At 44.7% G+C, this 21,145-nt stretch carries 17 protein-coding genes; 9 read left to right on the top strand and 8 right to left on the bottom strand.

The annotated features are described in order from the left end of the window. Positions 1-27 precede the first annotated feature (27 nt). The gene (mrcB, locus tag OCV36_RS02885; protein WP_135457142.1) at positions 28-2,427 is read right to left on the bottom strand and encodes a penicillin-binding protein 1B; all 2,400 of its coding nucleotides are present in this window, start codon (positions 2,425-2,427) and stop codon (positions 28-30) included. After that, positions 2,424-4,922 (bottom strand): ATP-dependent helicase HrpB, encoded by a 2,499-nt coding sequence (gene hrpB / locus OCV36_RS02880; RefSeq protein WP_135457144.1) that lies wholly within the window; start codon positions 4,920-4,922, stop codon positions 2,424-2,426. The genes mrcB and hrpB overlap by 4 nt, the downstream gene beginning before the upstream one ends. Before the next feature lie 34 nt (positions 4,923-4,956). Between hrpB and sfsA the strand changes: the two genes are divergently transcribed. The 7 genes from sfsA to panC all read left to right on the top strand — a co-directional run bounded on the left by sfsA (position 4,957) and on the right by panC (position 11,107). Further along, on the top strand, positions 4,957-5,700 hold the full coding sequence (gene sfsA / locus OCV36_RS02875) for a DNA/RNA nuclease SfsA (protein ID WP_135457146.1): 744 nt from the start codon (positions 4,957-4,959) through the stop codon (positions 5,698-5,700). Positions 5,701-5,835: 135 nt separating this feature from the next. Beyond that, the gene (dksA, locus tag OCV36_RS02870) at positions 5,836-6,282 is read left to right on the top strand and encodes an RNA polymerase-binding protein DksA (RefSeq protein ID WP_017073117.1); all 447 of its coding nucleotides are present in this window, start codon (positions 5,836-5,838) and stop codon (positions 6,280-6,282) included. A gap of 212 nt (positions 6,283-6,494) precedes the next feature. Next, positions 6,495-7,370, top strand: coding sequence for a tRNA glutamyl-Q(34) synthetase GluQRS (gene gluQRS, locus OCV36_RS02865; protein WP_135457148.1), 876 nt, complete (start codon positions 6,495-6,497; stop codon positions 7,368-7,370). A 183-nt stretch (positions 7,371-7,553) separates the two neighbouring features. Then, a complete protein-coding gene (pcnB, locus tag OCV36_RS02860; protein ID WP_017073118.1) occupies positions 7,554-8,909 on the top strand; it encodes a polynucleotide adenylyltransferase PcnB in 1,356 nt (451 codons plus the stop codon). Beyond that, the gene (gene folK, locus OCV36_RS02855) at positions 8,906-9,391 is read left to right on the top strand and encodes a 2-amino-4-hydroxy-6-hydroxymethyldihydropteridine diphosphokinase (RefSeq protein WP_017073119.1); all 486 of its coding nucleotides are present in this window, start codon (positions 8,906-8,908) and stop codon (positions 9,389-9,391) included. Before pcnB ends, folK begins: the two co-directional genes overlap by 4 nt. A gap of 22 nt (positions 9,392-9,413) precedes the next feature. Further along, positions 9,414-10,208, top strand: a complete 795-nt coding sequence (gene panB / locus OCV36_RS02850) for a 3-methyl-2-oxobutanoate hydroxymethyltransferase (RefSeq protein ID WP_135457150.1) — start codon at positions 9,414-9,416, stop codon at positions 10,206-10,208. 8 nt (positions 10,209-10,216) lie between these two features. Further along, positions 10,217-11,107, top strand: coding sequence for a pantoate--beta-alanine ligase (gene panC / locus OCV36_RS02845; protein ID WP_102552091.1), 891 nt, complete (start codon positions 10,217-10,219; stop codon positions 11,105-11,107). 92 nt (positions 11,108-11,199) lie between these two features. On the opposite strand, the gene OCV36_RS02840 is transcribed toward panC, so the two are convergent. The 3 genes from OCV36_RS02840 to OCV36_RS02830 form a co-directional block, all read right to left on the bottom strand. Next, positions 11,200-11,970, bottom strand: a complete 771-nt coding sequence (locus OCV36_RS02840; RefSeq protein WP_135457152.1) for an ABC transporter permease — start codon at positions 11,968-11,970, stop codon at positions 11,200-11,202. A 1-nt stretch (position 11,971) separates the two neighbouring features. Next, complete coding sequence (locus OCV36_RS02835) at positions 11,972-12,889, bottom strand: ABC transporter ATP-binding protein (RefSeq protein WP_135457154.1); 918 nt, start codon at positions 12,887-12,889, stop codon at positions 11,972-11,974. 330 nt (positions 12,890-13,219) lie between these two features. Beyond that, positions 13,220-14,851: a SulP family inorganic anion transporter gene (locus OCV36_RS02830; RefSeq protein WP_210114726.1), complete on the bottom strand. Its 1,632-nt coding sequence runs from the start codon at positions 14,849-14,851 to the stop codon at positions 13,220-13,222. 286 nt (positions 14,852-15,137) lie between these two features. Here OCV36_RS02830 and can point away from each other — a divergent pair, with 286 nt between their 5' ends. Continuing rightward, positions 15,138-15,797, top strand: a complete 660-nt coding sequence (gene can, locus OCV36_RS02825) for a carbonate dehydratase (RefSeq protein ID WP_135457158.1) — start codon at positions 15,138-15,140, stop codon at positions 15,795-15,797. Between the two features lie 114 nt (positions 15,798-15,911). On the opposite strand, the gene hpt is transcribed toward can, so the two are convergent. Further along, on the bottom strand, positions 15,912-16,442 hold the full coding sequence (hpt, locus tag OCV36_RS02820; RefSeq protein ID WP_017073126.1) for a hypoxanthine phosphoribosyltransferase: 531 nt from the start codon (positions 16,440-16,442) through the stop codon (positions 15,912-15,914). A gap of 336 nt (positions 16,443-16,778) precedes the next feature. On the opposite strand from hpt, the gene OCV36_RS02815 reads away from it, so the two are divergent. Then, positions 16,779-17,384: a LuxR/HapR/OpaR family quorum-sensing transcriptional regulator gene (locus OCV36_RS02815; RefSeq protein ID WP_017073127.1), complete on the top strand. Its 606-nt coding sequence runs from the start codon at positions 16,779-16,781 to the stop codon at positions 17,382-17,384. 193 nt (positions 17,385-17,577) lie between these two features. Here the strand turns inward: OCV36_RS02815 and lpdA are convergent, their stop codons facing one another. Together lpdA and aceF are read right to left on the bottom strand one after the other, a co-directional pair. Further along, positions 17,578-19,005 (bottom strand): dihydrolipoyl dehydrogenase, encoded by a 1,428-nt coding sequence (gene lpdA, locus OCV36_RS02810; RefSeq protein ID WP_004735450.1) that lies wholly within the window; start codon positions 19,003-19,005, stop codon positions 17,578-17,580. Between the two features lie 242 nt (positions 19,006-19,247). Next, positions 19,248-21,122, bottom strand: coding sequence for a pyruvate dehydrogenase complex dihydrolipoyllysine-residue acetyltransferase (gene aceF, locus OCV36_RS02805; RefSeq protein WP_135457160.1), 1,875 nt, complete (start codon positions 21,120-21,122; stop codon positions 19,248-19,250). Positions 21,123-21,145 lie beyond the last annotated feature (23 nt).

Raw genomic sequence — 21,145 nt, 5'->3', positions numbered from 1 at the left:
TCCTTGTCATTCTTTTCTGTTATGACTTTACCACTGAAAAAGCTTTTTTAGCCACTGTTTTGGTTGACTTTCACAACCCTTTTTAATATTTCCACTCTCATCCCACACCGGCAATTTAACGGCGCCATCGCAGTCTAATTCTAAAGCGCCTTCCGGCGTTCGAGTAAAGTGGGCTGTCGCGATTCCGGTCGGCCAAGGCAATAGTAGTTGCTCTGGCGTTCTCTGTTTCAAGTAATCAGCATAAACACGTAATGCACCACTAGAGCCTGTCAATTTGGTCGGTTTATTGTCATCACGTCCTAACCAAATTGTGGTTACTTCACGTCCATCCACACCAACAAACCAACTGTCTCGGCTATCGTTACTGGTTCCCGTTTTACCGGCTAATCCAGCCCATGCAAACTGACCTTGTAAGAAACGACCAGTACCTTCCGACACACCACGCTTCATCGCATAGGTTGTTAGCCAAGCGGCTTGCTGATCAACGCTTTGTGACACGCGAGGAATCGACTGATACAAAACCTCACCTTCATTATCAACCACAGAACGAAGCGCAGACAAAGGCGCAATACGGCCAGAATTGGTAATCGTCTGATACATCTGTGCTACCTGAAACGGTGTTAGTGAAAATGAACCCAAAAACATCGATGGCACCGGACGAATCTCGTTTTTATCTACACCCAATTTTCCGATCGTTTCTGAAACACTATCAATGCCTAACTGCATCCCTAAGCGAACGGTTGGCACGTTATAAGACTTAGAAAGCGCCACATATAATGGTACTTCGCCACGGAACTTACGGTCGAAGTTCCTAGGGCTCCATACACTGCCTTTACTGCCTTTCAAACTCAATGGCGTATCCATCAAGGTTGTCGCCAATGTGTACTTCTGTGGTTGTTCTAATGCTGTCAGGTAGATTGCAGGCTTAACTAATGAACCAATAGGACGACTTGCATTTAAAGCGCGATTAAAGCCATCGTAACCGGTACGTTTACCGCCTACCATAGCTCGGATTTCACCGGTATTTCGATCAACTGCAATTGCAGCTGCTTCAAGCTTATTACCCGCCGTTTTTGACAAGTCAGGCACTTTACGCGCTATCGATTTCTCTAGCTTGTCTTGGGAGACCGGATCGAGAGAAGTAAAGACTCTGATACCTTTTTGAGCCTCAAATCGATCGCCAACATATTTCTTAAGTTCAATATTAACTTGTTGGAAGTAAGCTGGCTGACGGCTGGCAATACGAGGGTTATCTTGAATGTCCAGGTCGCGACTTGCCGCTTCTTCATACTGTTTAGATGTCAGTATGTCTTGTTGCATCAACAGACGCAGAACCAAATCACGTCGTGCTTTTGCGCGTTCAGGGTAACGAACTGGGTTGTAATACGAAGGTCCTTTCACCATACCGACAAGCAGTGCTAGTTGGTCGATTCGGAGTTCTTGAATGGGTTGTCCGAAGTACAAGCGAGATGCTAAACCAAAACCATGAATCGCTTGTCCACCATTTTGCCCAAGATAAACCTCGTTTAAGTAGGCTTCTAAGATGCGGTCTTTGCTGTAACGATGATCCAAGATAAGTGCAATATAGGCTTCGCGAACCTTACGCCACAGTGTGCGCTCACTGGATAAGAACAGGTTTTTTGCCAACTGTTGAGTCAGCGTACTGCCACCTTGCACCGTTCTCCCTGCTTTAACGTTAACCACCATCGCACGTGCTATCGCGAGCGGTGATACACCATCATGTTGATAGAAGTTTCGGTCTTCGGTGGCCAATAATGCATCGACCATCACTTCAGGGAACTGGTTGCGTTTTAAGAACAAACGCTGCTCATCATTACTTTTTTCAAGCATTCCAAGCATTTTCGGTTCAACACGCAGGTAACCCATGTCGCCTGTTTTCTCTAGCGACTGAATACGAGTTAATTCGTTGCCATTGAAATGCAGCATCACATGGCGGTCCGCTTCTGGCCCATCAACAAACTCGAACGGTCGACGAATCATTTCAATCTTGGTTGAGGATGAAGAGTACTCTCCTGGATGACGAGGAGAATTCACCTTCCGATAGTTAAGTACATCCAGCTCATTCTTCACTTGTATCAAGTTAACTTGAGTACCCGGAGATAGATCCAACACACGAGCATACACAATGGTTGGCAGGTCAAATAACTGGCCTTCAAAGCGTTGCTTAACCACGGAATCTAAATAAATTCCGACGAACAACAGCAATGCAGCAAGTGCCAAACCTGCTTTCCAAGAAATGCCCCACAGGATCTTCAACCAACCTCTCTTGCCAGACGGCTTAGCTTTAGGTTTAGTCTTTTTCGCTGCTGCTCTTGGCTTTCTAGGCTTGGTTTTGGTCGCTGGTGACTTCTTTGCTGGCGCTTTTTTAGGTGGTGCCTTTTTTGGCGTTAACATTTTGGTCATCATCGATTCAACTGTCGTTTGGTTTTAGTGGTTGCTACATGGTTAGCAGGGTCATCTGGCCAAGGATGTTTTGGGTAACGGCCTTTCATTTCTTTTTGTACTTCTTTGTACGCACCAGCCCAAAAGCCAGCTAAATCTTGAGTGATTTGCAATGGTCGTTGAGCTGGAGAAAGTAGCTCAAGCACCACTTTCTTACGCCCTTGCGCTATCAATGGCGAGTCTTGTTCACCAAAGACTTCCTGCATTCGAACTGAGATCACAGGCTCAGACTGATACTGGTAGCGAATCGCCTTTTTACTGCCTGTTGGCATCAGGTGGTTCGTTGGCAGCCATTGGTCGATTTCTTGATTCAAAGGCCATCCAAGGTATGCCGACAGTGCTTGTTCAATCGATACATTCGACAGCCCTTTGGCAGACTTAATGCCATTCAAATACGGCGAAAGCCACTCATCAATATGTTCAATTAAGCTCGCATCATCCATCGCTGGCCAATCATGTTCAGACATCCAAAGATCTGCACAGCGTACACGCTCAACGAGCTGCCTAGCCGAAGGTGTCCAATGTAAGCGATCTAGTCCGCATCGAGCGATATAATTGAGTAGCGCTTTGCTCGCCTGATTAGCATCTGGCTCAGGTAAAGCTTTGGTGCTGATAATCAACTTACCCAAAGACACTCGCTGCTCTGCCACTAAGCGGCCACGTTTCTCATCCCAATCGGCGTAATCTGAACGCACAAACAGTTTTGGGAATTCAGCTTCTAGCTGCGAAATATCAACGGCAGTGGCTAAGAAAATCTGGCTGGCTCGCCCTGTGCTACGCATCAAATCAATCACTACGATATAGTCATTGTTCGCCAATGGGTCATCATCACGAACCTCAGCACCGTGGCCGTTAGCAAGAAGAAAAGCATTACCAGTTACACTTCTTGATTGAGCTATACGATCTGGAAATGCAAAACAAAGCACTAATGGTAGCAATGATTCGTCAAGTTGTGACAAATCTAAGTGATGTTTGAGTTTGCTGGCGAGACTTTTCGCTCGCTGCATCACAACGCTATTTTTTGAGTGTTTTCTTTGCTTCAGTCGGTGCAACGAATGCTGAATATTCGTCACGTTGCGTTCTGGCTCTTCAAGTAAAGCGGCAGCAACAATCGCGACATTCAATAGTTCTTGGCTGCTTTGCTGCGCTTTAACCAACATACTGGCGATGCGAGGTTCAAGCCCTAAGCGTTGAGCCTGTTTTCCTAATGCCGTAAATTGACCATTACCGTCTAACAGTTCCAGGTTTTGTAAGAGTTGCTTGGCTTGTTCTGTTGAGGCTTTCGGTGGGAGGTCTAACCATTGTAATTCATCAGCACTTGAGGCTCCCCATTGCGTCAATTCAGACACCAACGAAGACAAATCAGAATGAAGAATCTCAGGTTCTGGCACAGCAGGTTGCTGCATCAGCTGTGTTTCGCTGTACAAACGTACACACAGCCCCTCTTCAATTCGTCCCGCTCGCCCTGCTCTTTGTTCAGCAGAAGACTGCGAGATTTTCACTTGTTCAAGCTTAGTAATACCCGTTTTCAAATCAAACTTTGCAACTCGTTCTAACCCTGAATCGACGACTAATCGAATGCCTTCAATCGTCAAAGAGGTTTCAGCAATGTTAGTGGCCAACACCACTTTTCGACGCCCTTGTTTCGATGGCGCGATCGCTTTTTGTTGTTGAGGAAAGCTGAGTTGCCCATACAGAGGGCACACATCGATATCTCTGGCGAGTTGTTCTAGTTGAGATTCGACCTGTTTAATCGCCGAGACACCCGGCAAGAAAGCCAAAAGTGAGCCGGACTGTTTCTCCATCAGAGAGCGAATCACGTTGGCCATCTTAGGGGCCAAGTAATCATTTGAGTTAAGAGGTTGATAGCGAAAATCAACAGGAAAGGTGCGTCCTTTAGATTCAACGTATTTGGCGTTGGGTAACAATGATTGCAAAGCTTGTTGATCTAACGTCGCCGACATCACCACCACTTTTAGATCATCACGCAGTGCTTCTTGGATCTCGAGACTAAAGGCCAGCGCGGTATCTGCATGGATACTGCGCTCATGAAACTCATCAAAGATCACCATATCAACCCCAGTCAATTCAGGGTCGGTTTGGATCATTCTCGTCATGATTCCTTCGGTAACGATTTCCAAGCGCGTCGAGCTGCTGGTTTTAGATTCACCACGAACTCTAAAACCAATGCTTTTCCCCACCTTCTCTCCCAATTGGCTCGCTAAGTAAGTCGCAATATTCCTTGCGGCTAAACGCCTTGGTTCAAGCATGATAATTTTGCCTTGAACGGCATTGGTCTTAACAAGCTGTAAGGGAAAGAATGTTGACTTACCTGCACCGGGAGCGGCCTTTAGAATAAGTTGAGTGTGTGTTTTTATACCAGCGAGCAGATCTGGTATCACAGCTTCAATGGGCAGTTGTGGCAATGGGAGAACCTTGTGGTGTAATGTTGGCAACATTGTACATAAAAACCTACCTGTCTAAATAAGTAATATGCACTTCAATCCTCCATTAGAGCCAGCGACTCTTATCAAACGCTATAAACGTTTTCTCACTGACATCAAACTTCCAGACGGCAGCGAGCGTACTATTCACTGTGCTAACACCGGAGCGATGACGGGATGCGCTACCCCAGGCAACACGGTGTGGTACTCAACATCAGATAACGCAAAAAGAAAATACCCAAACAGCTGGGAGATCTCAGAAACAGACAAAGGTCACCGTATTTGTGTAAATACTGCGCGAGCAAACCAGCTTGCAGTGGAAGCAATTGAAAATGGGACTATAGTTGAACTCTTAGGATACAACGCGTTACGGACTGAAGTTAAGTATGGCAGTGAGAATAGTCGAATTGATATTCTGCTTGAAGATAACGAAAAGCCGCCTTGTTATATTGAAGTAAAAAGCGTCACTTTGCTCGACGAGCAACAAACGTCAACTAAACAAGAAACGTCTACGAAGGGGCAAGGTTTTTTCCCTGATGCAGTGACAACCAGAGGCCAAAAACATCTGCGTGAACTCACAGAAATGGTCGAATCTGGAAATAGAGCCGTACTTTTATTCACTGTTTTGCATTCAGGCATTGAAAAAGTGTCCGCGGCACACCATATAGACGCCAAATATTCGTTATTACTAAAACAAGCACAAGACGCTGGAGTTGAAGTGCTTTGCTATAAAGCAGAGCTCAGCAGTACTCAAATACAACTAAAACAAGCCGTTGAATTTATCAATAGCTAAGCAAAGATGCTGAACTAATCACATTGATTGCAAGTTTGTATAAGAGTATTTGCCACCATTCGTTCTTTCTGCTATAGATACCCGCCTTAAAATTAGCTGCTTTGCAGTTGACTAGGTGTAAATAGGAGATGCTGTATGCCAGAATCTAAGAAAAAAGCGCTAGGCATCCTAGCCATCGCAGGTGTTGAACCGTACCAAGCAAAGCCAGGTGAAGAGTACATGTCACCTGAGCAAACGGAACATTTTACAAAAATTTTAGCAGCTTGGCGCAACCAGCTCAGGGAAGAAGTTGATCGTACTGTGCACCATATGCAGGACGAAGCAGCGAATTTCCCAGACCCAGTTGACCGTGCTTCTCAAGAAGAAGAATTCAGCCTAGAGTTACGTAACCGTGACCGTGAGCGTCGTCTTATCAAGAAAATTGAGAAGACACTAGACAAGATCGAAGAAGACGATTTCGGCTTCTGTGACTCTTGCGGTGTCGAGATTGGCATTCGTCGTCTTGAAGCTCGTCCAACTGCTGATCTTTGTATTGACTGTAAAACACTTGCAGAGATCAAAGAGAAACAGATGCAAGGTTAATTCTTGCGGATGTAAAGAAAGGGAGCTTTGGCTCCCTTTTTTGTTTGCTATCTAAGCGAAAGATTTCACGCTACTAGTAACAAATAAACGATTTAACTTCGTTTATTACTGCGATTGTTAAGCGTATTAAACGATAGCTAAACGTACTACCCAATAGTTAAACGTCTTAAGAATCGGCTACTGCGGTACCCTCTAGATTAGGTTGTTCACTCATGAATTATATCGGGCGCTTTGCACCATCACCGTCAGGTCCTCTTCATTTTGGTTCACTTGTTGCTGCGCTTGGTAGCTACTTTCAAGCGAAATCTAACCAAGGACAATGGCTCGTTCGTATGGAGGATCTAGATCCTCCAAGAGAAATGGCCGGAGCTGCAGACCTTATTCTTAAGACGCTTGAGGCTTACCACCTATTTTGGGATGGCACAGTCGTTTATCAAAGCCAGCGTCATGAATTTTATCAGGCGCAAATCAACCAATGGGTCGCGGACAGCCAGGCTTATTACTGCCAATGCACCCGCAAACAGATAAAGTCCTTAGGAGGGTTTTATACTGGCCGTTGTCGACATGCCGGTTTGATTGATTCAGGCGAACAAGCCGTGCGCTTGTGCATGGACTTTCCAGTCGAGTCTTTTGACGATGTTCGTCACGGCAAGATTGAAATCCCTAAAGCGTTGGCTGAAGAAGATTTCATTATCAAACGCAGGGATGGATTGTTTGCCTATAACTTGGCCGTGGTTCTTGATGACGTAGAACAAGGAATTACTGAGGTAGTGAGAGGCGCAGACTTAATAGAACCAACAGGTCGACAAATTAGTTTGTATAAAACACTCAAACAAAAAACCGTGAGTTACTTGCACTTACCATTGGCAACCGATGACTTGGGGAATAAACTGTCAAAACAGAACCATGCCACCGCGATAGACCTCGACAATCCAAAACCAACGTTAATCAACGCCATGCGATTCTTGGGTTTTGATATACCGGAAGCCCTAAATGAGGCCTCAATGGATGATATTTTATCGTGGGGCAGTCAACAATGGAACGTCAGTCAATTACCTGATAGTTTACAAAAAGAGCACTGTAATTAGCTCGAAATGAACGGCAAATAGTAAAAACGACACATAAAAATGCCATAACCAACAGCAGCGGTTAAGCAGACGATGTTCTCAAATGGCTCGCGCTAAGTTATTATTAGCCGCAATTACACCCTGCACTACCACTTTGGACTAAGAGAAAAACAGAGTTGGCGATACCTACTTTGTTCTAAACTAATGAATACAAACGACAATACCCCAAGCGAACAACGCGGATTCCACGAATTAGCACTGAATATTTATACTCGTCAAGAGCACAGTATTTCACGCAAGCAGATCAGTGATAACGCACTAAAAGTGTTATATCGCTTAAATGGTGCGGGTTTTGACGCGTTTTTAGTTGGTGGTGGTGTACGCGATATCTTATTAGGCTCTCAGCCAAAAGATTTTGATATAGCGACCAACGCAACGCCAGAACAAATCAAGCACCTCTTCAGAAACTGCCGCCTCATCGGCCGCCGTTTCCGCTTGGCGCATATCATGTTTGGTCGTGACATCATTGAAGTAGCCACTTTCCGTGGTCACCATCAAGAGCCATCAAAAAACGAGTCTGCGCAATCTAAAGAAGGCATGCTGTTACGCGATAATGTGTACGGCAGTGTTGATGAAGATGCAGAGCGTCGTGATTTCACGATCAATGCCATGTACTACAACATTGCAGACTACAGCATTCACGATTACGCGGGTGGTGTTGAAGATTTAGAAGATAAACTGATCCGCTTAATTGGCGATCCAGAAACTCGCTACCGCGAAGACCCTGTACGTATGTTACGTGCGATGCGCTTTGCCGCAAAACTGGATTTCGATATTGAAGAAGACACAGCTGACCCTATCGAAGAGCTTGCACACCTGCTAAAAGATATCCCAGCAGCGCGCCTTTACGAGGAATCTCTGAAGTTACTTCAATCAGGTCATGGTTTAGAAACCTACCACCTGATGCGTGAATACAACCTGTTCCAACAGATGTTCCCGTCTATCGCTGAGCACTTCACTGAAAGTTACGATTCTCATACCGAACAGATGCTTGATTTGGTCCTCGACTCAACCGATCTTCGTATTGAAGAGGGTAAGCGAGTAAATCCAGCATTTATGTTTGCAGCAATTCTTTGGTACCCAATGAATAAGCTCGCTGACAAACTTGTTGATGAACAAGGTATGGCTCATTACGATGCGATCATGGAAGCGAGCAACATCATCCTTGATCAACAAGTAAAATCGATTGCGATTCCTCGTCGTCACACTGCAACCATTCGTGAAATTTGGCAACTGCAACTGAGACTGCCTCGCCGTAACGGTAAACGTGCCGTTCGCCTGATGGAACTCAACAAGTTCCGTGCTGGCTACGATTTCCTAGAAATGCGTGGCGAGATAGAGGGTGGCGAAACCAAAGAGCTAGCAAAATGGTGGGAGCGTTATCAAACCGCAGGTCGCAACATGCGTCAAGCGATGGCTAACGACGTTGCTGCACCATCAAAATCAGGTCATCGTCGCCGTAAGACTTACCGAAATAAAAAAAGTAAGCCATCCGAATGATAACGGCTTATATTGCGGTCGGCAGCAACCTTGCCGACCCTGTTAGCCAAGCGAATTTGGCTATCGAAACGCTAAAAAGCCTACCGCGATCAACGTTTATTGCGACCTCTCAGCTATATAGTAGCACTCCAATGGGACCGCAAAACCAACCTGACTACATCAACGCGGTAGTCGCAATCCAAACCGAATTAACGCCAATTGAACTACTTGATTGCACTCAAACAATCGAATTAGAGCAAGGGCGCGTCCGTAAAGACGAACGTTGGGGACCAAGAACCTTGGATCTCGACATTGTATTGTACGGCAATGAGGTGATCGATTCAGAGCGCTTAACCGTTCCTCATTATGGAATGAAAGAACGAGAGTTTGTACTCTACCCGCTTGCTGAAATCGCACCAAGTTTACAACTCCCTGATGGGACTGAGCTGTCGGACTTACTCAAGTTAGTTGATAAGAACGGGCTCAATGTTTGGCAACAATAGCCAAACGCATTAAGGAAAACCAATGAAAAAAGTAACCATTAACGACCTTATCAAATGTAAACGAGAAGGCCGTAAATTCGCGACTTCGACAGCTTATGATGCGAGCTTTGCTCAATTATTCGAAAGCCAAGAAATGCCAGTACTGCTTGTCGGTGACTCACTGGGTATGGTTCTACAAGGCCATAACGACACACTGCCAGTAACCGTTGAAGAGATTGCTTACCATACGCGCTCAGTGCGTGCGGGTAGCCCAAACTGTCTTCTTATGGCTGACATGCCTTTCATGAGCTATGCAACGCCAGAGCAAGCCTGTGAGAGCGCAGCAACCTTGATGCGTGCTGGTGCGAACATGGTAAAAATCGAAGGCGGAAGCTGGTTGGTTGATACTGTGAAGATGCTTACAGAACGCGCAGTACCAGTATGTGCACACTTAGGTTTAACGCCTCAATCTGTGAACATTTTTGGTGGTTACAAAGTACAAGGTCGTGACGACGAGCAAGCTGACAAAATGGTTGCTGACGCTCTAGCACTGCAAAACGCAGGAGCTCAGATCGTACTGCTTGAATGTGTGCCGGCTTCATTGGCAAAAAGAATTACAGAAGCTTGTGACGTACCGGTTATCGGTATAGGCGCAGGTAATGTTACCGATGGTCAGATCTTGGTTATGCATGACATGTTCGGTATTTCTGCGAACTACATGCCGAAATTCTCTAAGAATTTCCTAGCTGAAACAGGTGATATACGTAAAGCCGTCGCTCTATACAAAGAAGAAGTAGAGAGCGCACGTTTCCCTGATGATGCTCATACAATCGCTTAGGAGTAACTATGCAAACTTTTGCTGAAATAGCGGCTCTTCGTGAGCAGATTAAACAGTTTAAGCGTGATGGACGTACGGTTGCTTTTGTCCCTACAATGGGAAACCTGCATGAAGGTCACCTGACTCTGGTCAAAAAAGCTCGTGAACTGGCTGATATTGTTGTGGTAAGCATCTTTGTTAACCCAATGCAGTTCGAGCGTGCCGATGACTTGAACAACTACCCTCGTACGTTAGAAGCTGACCTAAACAAACTCACAGGTGAAGGCGTTGAGCTAGTGTTTACACCGACGCCAGAAGTCATGTACCCAGATGGGTTAGACAAACAGACGTTTGTTGAAGTCCCTGGTATATCTCACATGCTTGAAGGCGCGTCTCGTCCGGGTCACTTCCGCGGCGTATCAACGATTGTCACTAAGCTGTTTAATATCGTTCAGCCAAACTTTGCATGCTTCGGTGAGAAAGATTTCCAGCAACTTGCTGTTATTCGCCAGATGACAACAGATTTAGCGTTAGACATTGAAGTTATCGGCGTAGCGACCGTTCGTGAAATGGATGGCTTGGCAATGAGCTCTCGCAATAGCAATTTGACAATTGATGAGCGTCAACGAGCACCTGTTCTAGCGCGTACTATGCGTTGGGTCAGCAGCGCAATTCGTGGCGGTCGTGATGACTACGCATCTGTTATTGAAGATGCGACAGACCAGCTTCGTGCAGCCGATCTTCAACCCGATGAAATCTTCATTTGCGATGCTAAAACGTTGCAAGCTATCACTTCAGAATCCACGCAAGCCGTGATTCTGATGTCAGCTTTCCTAGGTAAGACGCGTCTTATCGACAACCAAGTTCTCGATTTGGTAACGGAAACTAAAGAAGAAGTGAAAGAAGAAACGGCGGAGTAATCAGCCTCTAGCTTGAACGCAAGACATAAAAAAGGTCGATGTAATATCGACCTTTTTCTTTGTCTGTCATTCAGAGCTTAATCCGCTATTTATTAACTACGCAAGCCGATACCTTTTGTCACCAAGTAGTGTGCAATGCCATACAGCAAGACGATAAACACACCCAGTACACCAAACGACGTGGCAATACCGACATCAGACACGCCTAAGAAGCCATATCTGAACGCGTTTACCATATAAACGATAGGGTTCAACTTCGATACACTCTGCCAAACTTCAGGCAGCAGACTGATTGAGTAAAACACACCACCAAGATACGTCAACGGCGTTAAAATAAAGGTCGGGATAATAGAGATATCATCAAACGTACGTGCAAATACCGCGTTAATTAGACCACCCAATGAGAACACAACTGAAGTCAGGAACACTGTTGCAATAATCACACCCCAGTGATCAACTTGTAGATCGACAAAAAACAGTGATACAAACGTTACGATCATACCGACCAACAAGCCACGCACCACACCACCCATTACGAAACCAGCGATAATCACATAGTTAGGAACTGGCGCTACAAGTAGCTCTTCAATATTTTTTTGGAACTTGGCACTAAAGAACGATGAGGCCACGTTGGAATATGAGTTAGTGATAACCGACATCATGATCAAGCCGGGAACAATGTATTCCATGTAGCTAAAGCCGTTCATTTCACCAATACGCGCACCGATAAGGTTGCCAAAGATGATGAAATACAGCGTCATGGTAATCGCTGGCGGGACAAGCGTTTGCACCCAGATACGAGTAAAGCGATTGATCTCTTTGGTCAACAAGCTACAGAAAGCGGTCCAATATAGGCTGTACATATTATTTACTCCCCTCACGGACAATACTCACAAATAGCTCTTCTAAACGGTTTGCTTTGTTACGCATAGAGCGAACTTTCACCTGCTGTTCACTCAATTGAGCAAAAATCGTGTTCAAACCTAGGTTCTTGTCGATTTCGATTTCCAAAGAGCCATTCACCATCACTTGGCTATTTACACCTTCAAGCTTGGGCTCAGGCGTACCCTCTTCAAGATCAAGAATAAAGGTCTCTGCACTCAACTTACCCAGCAACGACTTCATTGTCGTATTCTCAATCAGCTCACCGCGGTTGATGATACCAATGTTGCGACACAGCATTTCCGCTTCTTCTAGGTAATGCGTAGTCAAGATAATGGTAATGCCCTGCTCCTCATTGATCTCTTTAAGAAACCCCCACATTGAGCGGCGCAGTTCTATATCAACACCAGCAGTTGGTTCATCAAGAATCAACAACTGTGGTTCATGCATCAGTGCACGAGCGATCATCAAACGACGCTTCATACCACCAGACAAGTTACGTGCACGTTCGCCACGTTTTTCCCACAAATCGAGTTGAGATAAGTATTTTTTCGCTCGCTCTTTCGCCAGTGATTTTGACACACCGTAGTAGCCAGCTTGTTGCAATACAATCTGCTCAACCGTTTCGAACGGATTAAAGTTAAACTCTTGAGGTACTAAGCCTAAATTCTGTTTTGCCAACTCCAAATCGGTATCAATGTCGAAACCGAACACTTTAACCTTGCCTGAAGTTTTGTTAACCAGTGAAGAGATAACACCAATGGTGGTTGATTTACCTGCACCATTTGGACCAAGCAGTGCGTAAAAATCGCCTTTTTCTACTTGTAAACTAACGCCTTTAAGAGCCTCAAAGCCCCCAGCATAAATTTTTCTTAATTGCTCAATTTCTAATGCATACATAGAGATAGACTGCCATTGCTATAGATAGGTGTTGTTAGCCGCGCATGAGGAAGGGTGTGAAGCTTTAAGCGAACAGGTTGAAAGCACCAACCCATACTTATCTGCACGGCCATTTTGCAAACAAGTCTATCGTTGAATTACGATTAATACAAATAGCGATTACCAGTTTATTTTGATGGAACATCATCATTTAAACTCTCTAATAACAAAAAATGCCGTCAAGTCATTAACTTAACGGCATTATTCACCTATTAATAGAATCGGTTCAACAACTTAAATCTATTGCGCGACCAATTCAGTTAAAGCGAATAGGTCAATTTAGGCTAAAGGTTAGACCGAGCCAAACTGATGCTCATCTCTATCCACATAACTTGTTGCCGCGGTCAGCGCTTCATATCTAAATCGATAGGTATTGGACTCAGGTACGAGATCAAGCACGTGGAATTTCTCTAATTGTTGACGAGTATTCTCATTAGGACAAAGCAGGTACACTTCGCACTCTGCATCTAAAGCATCTTTAATGGCATTTTCTAATGCAAGCCCAACCGTCACATCAATCATCGGCACATCAGTCAGATCCAAGATCATGGCTTCATAGTCAGAGATACTTGAGTGCTGGCGTGAAATCGCCTTTGAAACACTGAAAATCATCGGGCCAGAAAGATAAAAGAACAACACCTTGCCATTGGCACTATCTAACAATTGACGTTCACTATCGGTCAAAGGGATATCGTCTTCATCATCACCATCACTAATCGCTTTAACTTGTCTGGCTTGTTCTCTGCTTAATCGTTCAATAATCAGAATGTTAGAAATAAAAACACCCAGTCCGACAGCTATAATCAAATCAACAAATACGGTCAGCAGCATCACGCCATACATAACGCCCATGCCTGCATAGCTCACCTTATGCGCACGTTGGATGAAACTCCAATCAAGAATATTGAAACCAACATACATCGCTATGCCAGCCAAAACCGCCATAGGAATAGGTTCGGTTAAGCCACCAGCAACCAATACTACTAATGCCAGCACCAAGGCTCGAATGACACCAGAAAGCGGAGAGCGAGCACCCACCTGAATATTGGTCACGGTGCCCATAGTCGCACCAGCACCGGGGAGCGCACCAAACAAACCGGAAATCATATTCGCGATACCCTGCCCGCGAAGTTCTTTGTCCGAGTCGTGTTCCTTACGAGTTAATGAGTCTCCAATCACAGCGGTAAGAAGCGTATCAATACAACCAAGCGTACCCAGCACCAAAGCGTCGATAACCATGGTAGTAAATTGCTCAGAGCTAATAGTAGGAATAACAAGAGAAGGTAAACCCGCTGGGATTTCCCCAATACGGCGAATAGAATCGGTATCAAAAATGATGACTGATAACAGAGTAACGGTAACCAAAGCAACGAGCTGAGCTGGCACATACTTGCGGTATTTAGCTGGAAAACCGAAAAGAATGCCTAACGTTAATGCTCCTAAGAACAACTCACTTATTTTCAAGTTGGCCAACGTATCAGGTAGCGCAGAAAGCGTGCCCATCACCACGCCAGCTGGAGCTGCATGACCTAATAATGGAGACAATTGCAAGATAATAAGAATAACGCCGATACCGGACATAAATCCGGAGATCACGCTATATGGCATCAAAGTGACGTACTTTCCGAGCTTTAATGTACCGAGTAATATCTGAAAAGCACCCGCCATCATTACCACGGTAAAGGTCATTGCCATTCCGGTTTCAGGGTACTTCGCCACCATGCTCGTCATCACTGCCGTCATGATCACCGTCATTGGCCCGGTAGGTTCTGATATCAGACTGCTCGAACCGCCAAACAACGCCGCAAATAGACCGACCATGATAGCGCCCCATAAGCCTGCTTCAGCACCCGCCCCAGAAGCGACACCAAATGCCAACGCTAAAGGCAATGAAATGATGGCTGTAGTCACACCGCCAAACATGTCACCTTTGAGATTGATATCCGCAAAACGACTTCCAAACAAAACACACCTTCCTGATGATGAAATGACAAACCGTATAACTTTAACAAATGAGTTGGTCAGACAGAAAGTGTTAATTCAATCACATTATTCATGACTTATAACCAGATAGTAGCTTCTGTGCTAAGTTAATGATTTTAACGACTAGAACACGTCAGATGAGTGCGTGTTGACGCAGTTTTTACGGGATTGAATTTGTAACATTGTGTATAGTTACAGTTCTTAATAAAGGGATGTAAGACGCAAAATGCCAGAGATTAAACAGCTTTTTGAAAACAACTCTAAATGGTCTGAAGAAATTCGCTCTCAAAGACCTGAGTATTTTACAACGCTTGAAGAGGGTCAAAGCCCTGGTTTTTTATGGATAGGCTGCTCAGATAGCCGTGTACCGGCCGAGCGTCTCACTGGTTTATATTCTGGAGAATTGTTTGTTCACCGAAATGTGGCTAACCAAGTAGTTCATACCGACCTCAACTGCTTATCGGTTGTGCAATACGCGGTTGACGTCCTCAAAGTTAAACACATCATTGTGTGCGGCCACTATGGTTGTGGTGGTGTGAATGCGGCCATTGATAATCCTAAGCTAGGCCTAATCAATAACTGGCTGCTCCACATTCGTGATAACTACCTTAAGTACCGCAAACAGATCGAATCTCTACCTCGTGAACAATGGGGTGACAAGCTGTGCGAAATTAACGTTGCGGAGCAAGTCTACAACCTCGGTAACTCAACCATCATGCAAACCGCATGGGAACGTGGACAAGATATTGAAATCCACGGTGTTGTTTATGGTATTGGCAATGGAAAACTACAAGACCTTGGCGTTCGTTGCTCAAGCAATGACACGTTAGAAAACAGTCATTTAGAAGCGCTGCATAACATCCTATCATCCCCAATCCTTGGTTAACTGTTAGCTCTTAGATCCAATATATAATGCTAAATCGCAGATAACGCTTAAGCACAGATATAGAAAGGCTCGCATTATGCGAGCCTTTTTTGTTCGAGTTCAACAGAGCGATAATTACTCTTGAGGCACAACTTTACCGATGTATGGTAGGTGACGATATTTTTGTGCGTAGTCGATACCCACACCAACAACGAATTCGTCAGGAATTGCAAAACCAATCCACTTAGTATCAACAATCACTTCACGGCGAGAAGGCTTGTCGAGTAGCGTACAAATTTCGATAGATTTAGGACCACGTAGGCTCAGAATCTCTTTCACTTTAGTCAGAGTATTACCTGTATCGATAATGTCTTCTACAAGTAGAACGTCTTTGCCTTGAATATCATCATCAAGATCTTTCAGAATACGTACATCACGCGAGCTTTCCATGCCATTGCCGTAGCTAGACGCGGTCATGAAATCAACTTGGTGAGTTAAATCGATAGCACGAGCAAGATCTGCCATAAAGACAAAAGATCCACGTAATAAGCCAACTAAAACAAGATCTTCACTACCTTTGTAGTGCTCCGTGATCTGTTTACCTAGTTCGTTCACTCGATCCTGAACTTCTTGCTCAGAGATCATGACTTCAACTGTATGCTTCATACTGCTCTCATTTTATTTGGTGATTGCGACAAGTTTAGACAGTTCTGCCATTGGTGCCGCTCATTTCGTGCGTAAGTCTAGCATTGCTCAAATACCCACACCACCTTATGGTTCGAATTTACTGTTAGATTCTCAGTGAAATGTGCACAGATGCCTTATCCAATACTCGCTTTCTTTCTCATCCATACTGATCACGCTTTATGTATCAAGTTTGACGTAACTGTCTATAAAAGAAGCTCAAAGGATTGACCATTTGCATATGCACCATTACACTCATCTTGGCTTAAATAATAATAAAATCATTAATATAAAAAATTCGTTGGCAAGGAAAACAAAATGGACTCAATATCTAAGAGACCTAGAACTAGGCTTTCACCCTTAAAAAGAAAACTTCAATTGATGGAAATCGCACTTGAGGTGTTCTCTCGTCGTGGCATTGGCCGCGGTGGACATGCTGATATAGCAGACATTGCTCAGGTATCAGTGGCAACCGTATTTAACTACTTCCCAACTCGTGAAGATCTTGTTGATGAAGTGCTTAATCACGTGGTTCGCCAATTCTCGAACTTCCTTTCAGACAATATCGATCTCGATATTCACGCAAAAGAGAACTTACATAATATTGCGACTGAAATGGTGACTTTGGTGGCTCACGATTGCCATTGGCTGAATGTGTGGTTCGAATGGAGTGCGTCTACTCGTGATGAAGTATGGCCTCTATTCGTAACAACCAACCGCACTAACCAAATGTTAGTACAAAACATGTTTAGCAAAGCGATTGAGCGTGGCGAAGTTTGTGACGATCACGATCCTAAGCATCTTGCGAATCTGTTCCACGGCATTTGCTACTCACTATTCATTCAAGCGAAACGTGTAGAAACAAATGAAGAGCTGTCTAACCTGACAGACAGCTACCTGAACATGTTGTGTATTTATAAGTAGATTCGAATAAAACTAAAGGATTGACGTACTGCGTCAATCCTTTTTTATTTCCGTCCACCTTGATGTGTTGTCCTTTCGTATCCCGATGCGAGCACACTCTAATCTCAGAGCGTAGTGCCCTTCCCAACAGATACAAAAAAGCCGCTGACGAATCAACGGCTTTTAGAAACATTAGCGAGTGGCTAAAAAAGAATTACTTCTTCTTTTTCACTGCTTTTTTGTTTGGAAGGTCAGTGATTGAACCTTCGAATACTTCCGCAGCTAGACCAACAGACTCATGTAGAGTTGGGTGAGCGTGGATAGTCAGTGCGATATCTTCTGCATCACAACCCATTTCGATTGCTAGGCCGATTTCGCCAAGAAGTTCACCACCGTTAGTACCAACAACAGCACCACCGATTACGCGATGAGTATCTTTATCGAAGATCATCTTAGTCATACCGTCTGCACAGTCTGAAGCGATTGCACGACCAGAAGCAGCCCAAGGGAAAGTAGCAACTTCGTAGTTCAGGCCTTCCGCTTTCGCTTCTTTCTCAGTCTTACCTACCCAAGCAACTTCTGGCTCAGTGTACGCAATTGATGGAATTACTTTAGGATCGAAGTAATGCTTCTTACCAGAGATAACTTCAGCAGCTACGTGACCTTCATGCACACCTTTGTGAGCAAGCATTGGTTGACCAACAACGTCACCGATCGCGTGGATGTGAGGAACGTTAGTACGCATTTGCTTATCAACATTGATGAAACCACGCTCATCAACTTCGATACCCGCTTTTTCAGCGTCGATAAGTGCACCGTTTGGAACACGACCGATAGCAACAAGAACAGCGTCGTAGCGCTCAGCTTCAGCTGGTGCTTTTTTGCCTTCCATTGAAACGTAGATGCCGTCTTCTTTCGCTTCAACAGCAGTCACTTTAGTTTCAAGCATTAGCTTGAACTTGTTCTTGATGCGTTTAGTGAAGACTTTAACGATGTCTTTATCCGCAGCTGGGATAACTTGATCGAACATCTCAACAACTTCAACTTTAGAACCTAGAGAGTGGTAAACCGTACCCATCTCAAGACCGATGATACCGCCGCCCATGATAAGCAGTTTTTCTGGTACTTCGTTTAGTTCTAGTGCATCCGTAGAATCCCAAATACGTGGGTCTTCATGTGGAATGAACGGAAGTTTGATTGGGCGAGAACCCGCTGCAATGATTGCATTATCAAAGTTAATTGTTGTCGTTTCTTCGCCAACAACTTCGATGCTGTTAGGACCAGTAAACTTACCGAAACCGTTAACAACAGTAACATTACGCATCTTAGCCATACCGCCAAGACCGCCAGTCAGTTGATCAACTACTTTATCTTTCCAGATACGAACTTTGTTGATGTCCGTTTGTGGCTCGCCGAATACAACGCCGTGCTCTGCCATCGCTTTTGCTTCTTCAATTACTTTAGAAACGTGAAGAAGTGCTTTTGATGGAATACAACCAACGTTTAGACATACACCACCAAGAGTGCTGTAACGTTCAACTAGTACTGTTTCTAGACCTAAATCCGCACAACGGAATGCCGCTGAGTAGCCAGCAGGACCTGAACCAAGTACAACAACTTGGGCTTTAATTTCTTTGCTCATTGTGACCTCTTGTAGTCATTATCCCTAACAGGCTGAGTAGATGTTCTTAAAATTATTGGGCTTTCAAACAGGAAACATTTTACAGAGATGTTAACAGTGTGAAAGTAGCTTTAAGTTAGCCTGTGAGCTAGACAACAATTCCCCCGCAGTTTATGAGAAATGCCGGAAACTGTTCTCTAAAAATAGTCTTTATATAAAGAATTAAGGTGACCCGAAAGTCACCTTAATAATTACTTTCTCAATTACAGTACTAGACGACGAATGTCAGATAGTGCGCTGTTTAGGAAAGTAATGAAGCGTGCACCTTCAGCACCATCGATCACGCGGTGATCGTATGATAGAGAAAGTGGAAGCTGTAGACGTGGTTGGAACTCTTTACCATTCCAAACTGGCTTAATCTCAGACTTAGATACACCTAGGATACCTACTTCTGGAGCATTTACGATTGGAGTAAATGCAGTACCGCCAATACCACCAAGGCTAGAGATTGTGAAACAACCGCCTTGCATGTCTGCCGCTGTCAGCTTGCCTGAACGCGCTTTCTTAGAAATAACCATTAGTTCTTCAGATAGCTCGTAAATGCCTTTCTTGTTCACGTCTTTGAAGACAGGAACAACTAGACCATTTGGTGTATCAACAGCGATACCCACGTTTACGTACTTCTTAAGAATGATGCTTTCGCCATCGTCAGAAAGAGAAGAGTTAAATGCTGGGAATGCTTCTAGTGCTTTCGCAACAGCTTTCATGATGAACACAAGTGGAGTGATCTTCATGCCAGTGTCTTTCTTCGCTTCGATTGCGTTCTGTTCTTTACGGAATGCTTCTAGCTCAGTGATGTCTGCGTTGTCCCACTGTGTAACGTGCGGGATCATTACCCAGTTACGGTGTAGGTTAGCGCCAGAAATTTTCTTAATTTTAGAAAGCTTCTTAATTTCAGTTTCGCCGAACTTACTGAAGTCAACTTTTGGCCATGGTAGTAGACCAAGAGCAGAACCGTCGCCGCCTTTGCCAGATGCTGCAGCACCAGACTCTAAACGCTTAAGTGCATCTTTAACGTAAGACTGAACGTCTTCTTTAAGGATACGGCTCTTACGACCAGTACCTTTAATCTTAGAAAGGTTAACGCCAAATTCACGAGCAAGACGACGAACGACTGGAGATGCGTGCGCGTAGTCACCGTTCTCTTGGAAGTCGCCAGCTGCTGGAGCTACTGCTTCAGCTTTAGGAGCCGATGCCGCCGCTGGAGCTGCTGCTTGTGCTGGAGCTGAAACAGCTACCGCTACAGGCGCTGCGCCTTCAACAACGAAAGTCATGATTAGAGAGCCAGTTGACACTGTATCACCAGCTGCAATCTTGATTTCTTTCACTGTACCAGCGAAGGGTGCAGGAACTTCCATTGAAGCTTTGTCGCCTTCAACAGTAATTAGAGATTGCTCTTCTTCTACTGTATCGCCAACCGCTACCATGATTTCAGTAACTTCTACTTCGTCGCCGCCGATATCAGGAACGTTCACTTCTTTCTCAGCAGATGCTGCTGGAGCGGCTGCAACTGGTGCGCCAGAACCTGCCACTTCAAATACCATTACTAGAGAACCAGTAGATACTGAATCACCAGAAGCGATCTTGATTTCTTTAACGATACCAGCGAATGGTGCAGGTACTTCCATTGAAGCCTTGTCACCTTCAACAGTAAGAAGAGATTGCTCTTCTTCTACTGCGTCACCAATAGCTACCATGATTTCAGTTACTTCAACTTCATCACCGCCGATATCAGGAACGTGAACTTCTTTCAGTTCGTTCGCAACAGAAGGGGCCGCCGCTGCAGGAGCAGCTGCAACTGGTGCCGCCGCTTCAACTGCTGGCGCAGCCGGTGCTGCTGCAGCACCTTCCGCTTCGAAGATCATGATAAGAGAACCAGTAGAAACAGAATCACCTTCTGAAATCTTGATTTCTTTAACGATACCCGCTTGAGACGCAGGAACTTCCATTGAAGCTTTGTCGCCTTCAACAGTGATCAGTGACTGCTCTTCTTCAACCTTGTCGCCAACGTTTACAAGAATCTCAGTTACTTCAACCTCGTCAGCACCGATGTCTGGTACATTAATTTCGATTGTCATTGTATTTACCTACCTTAATGCCA

Origin of the sequence: Vibrio echinoideorum (assembly GCF_024347455.1) — a bacterium.
Lineage (GTDB): Bacteria > Pseudomonadota > Gammaproteobacteria > Enterobacterales > Vibrionaceae > Vibrio > Vibrio echinoideorum.
Note: the sequence above shows the minus strand (reverse complement) of the source record. Positions and strands in the feature narration are given on the sequence as shown.

Coding starts and splice junctions, on each gene's coding strand:
- hpt (WP_017073126.1), bottom strand. CDS start 16,442: ATGAAGCATACAGTTGAAGTCATGATCTCTGAGCAAGAAGTTCAGGAT.
- hrpB (WP_135457144.1), bottom strand. CDS start 4,922: ATGTTGCCAACATTACACCACAAGGTTCTCCCATTGCCACAACTGCCC.
- mrcB (WP_135457142.1), bottom strand. CDS start 2,427: ATGATGACCAAAATGTTAACGCCAAAAAAGGCACCACCTAAAAAAGCG.
- lpdA (WP_004735450.1), bottom strand. CDS start 19,005: ATGAGCAAAGAAATTAAAGCCCAAGTTGTTGTACTTGGTTCAGGTCCT.
- sfsA (WP_135457146.1), top strand. CDS start 4,957: ATGCACTTCAATCCTCCATTAGAGCCAGCGACTCTTATCAAACGCTAT.
- can (WP_135457158.1), top strand. CDS start 15,138: ATGCCAGAGATTAAACAGCTTTTTGAAAACAACTCTAAATGGTCTGAA.
- OCV36_RS02840 (WP_135457152.1), bottom strand. CDS start 11,970: ATGTACAGCCTATATTGGACCGCTTTCTGTAGCTTGTTGACCAAAGAG.
- aceF (WP_135457160.1), bottom strand. CDS start 21,122: ATGACAATCGAAATTAATGTACCAGACATCGGTGCTGACGAGGTTGAA.
- pcnB (WP_017073118.1), top strand. CDS start 7,554: ATGAATACAAACGACAATACCCCAAGCGAACAACGCGGATTCCACGAA.
- panC (WP_102552091.1), top strand. CDS start 10,217: ATGCAAACTTTTGCTGAAATAGCGGCTCTTCGTGAGCAGATTAAACAG.
- folK (WP_017073119.1), top strand. CDS start 8,906: ATGATAACGGCTTATATTGCGGTCGGCAGCAACCTTGCCGACCCTGTT.
- OCV36_RS02835 (WP_135457154.1), bottom strand. CDS start 12,889: ATGTATGCATTAGAAATTGAGCAATTAAGAAAAATTTATGCTGGGGGC.
- OCV36_RS02815 (WP_017073127.1), top strand. CDS start 16,779: ATGGACTCAATATCTAAGAGACCTAGAACTAGGCTTTCACCCTTAAAA.
- gluQRS (WP_135457148.1), top strand. CDS start 6,495: ATGAATTATATCGGGCGCTTTGCACCATCACCGTCAGGTCCTCTTCAT.
- panB (WP_135457150.1), top strand. CDS start 9,414: ATGAAAAAAGTAACCATTAACGACCTTATCAAATGTAAACGAGAAGGC.
- OCV36_RS02830 (WP_210114726.1), bottom strand. CDS start 14,851: ATGTTTGGCGGTGTGACTACAGCCATCATTTCATTGCCTTTAGCGTTG.
- dksA (WP_017073117.1), top strand. CDS start 5,836: ATGCCAGAATCTAAGAAAAAAGCGCTAGGCATCCTAGCCATCGCAGGT.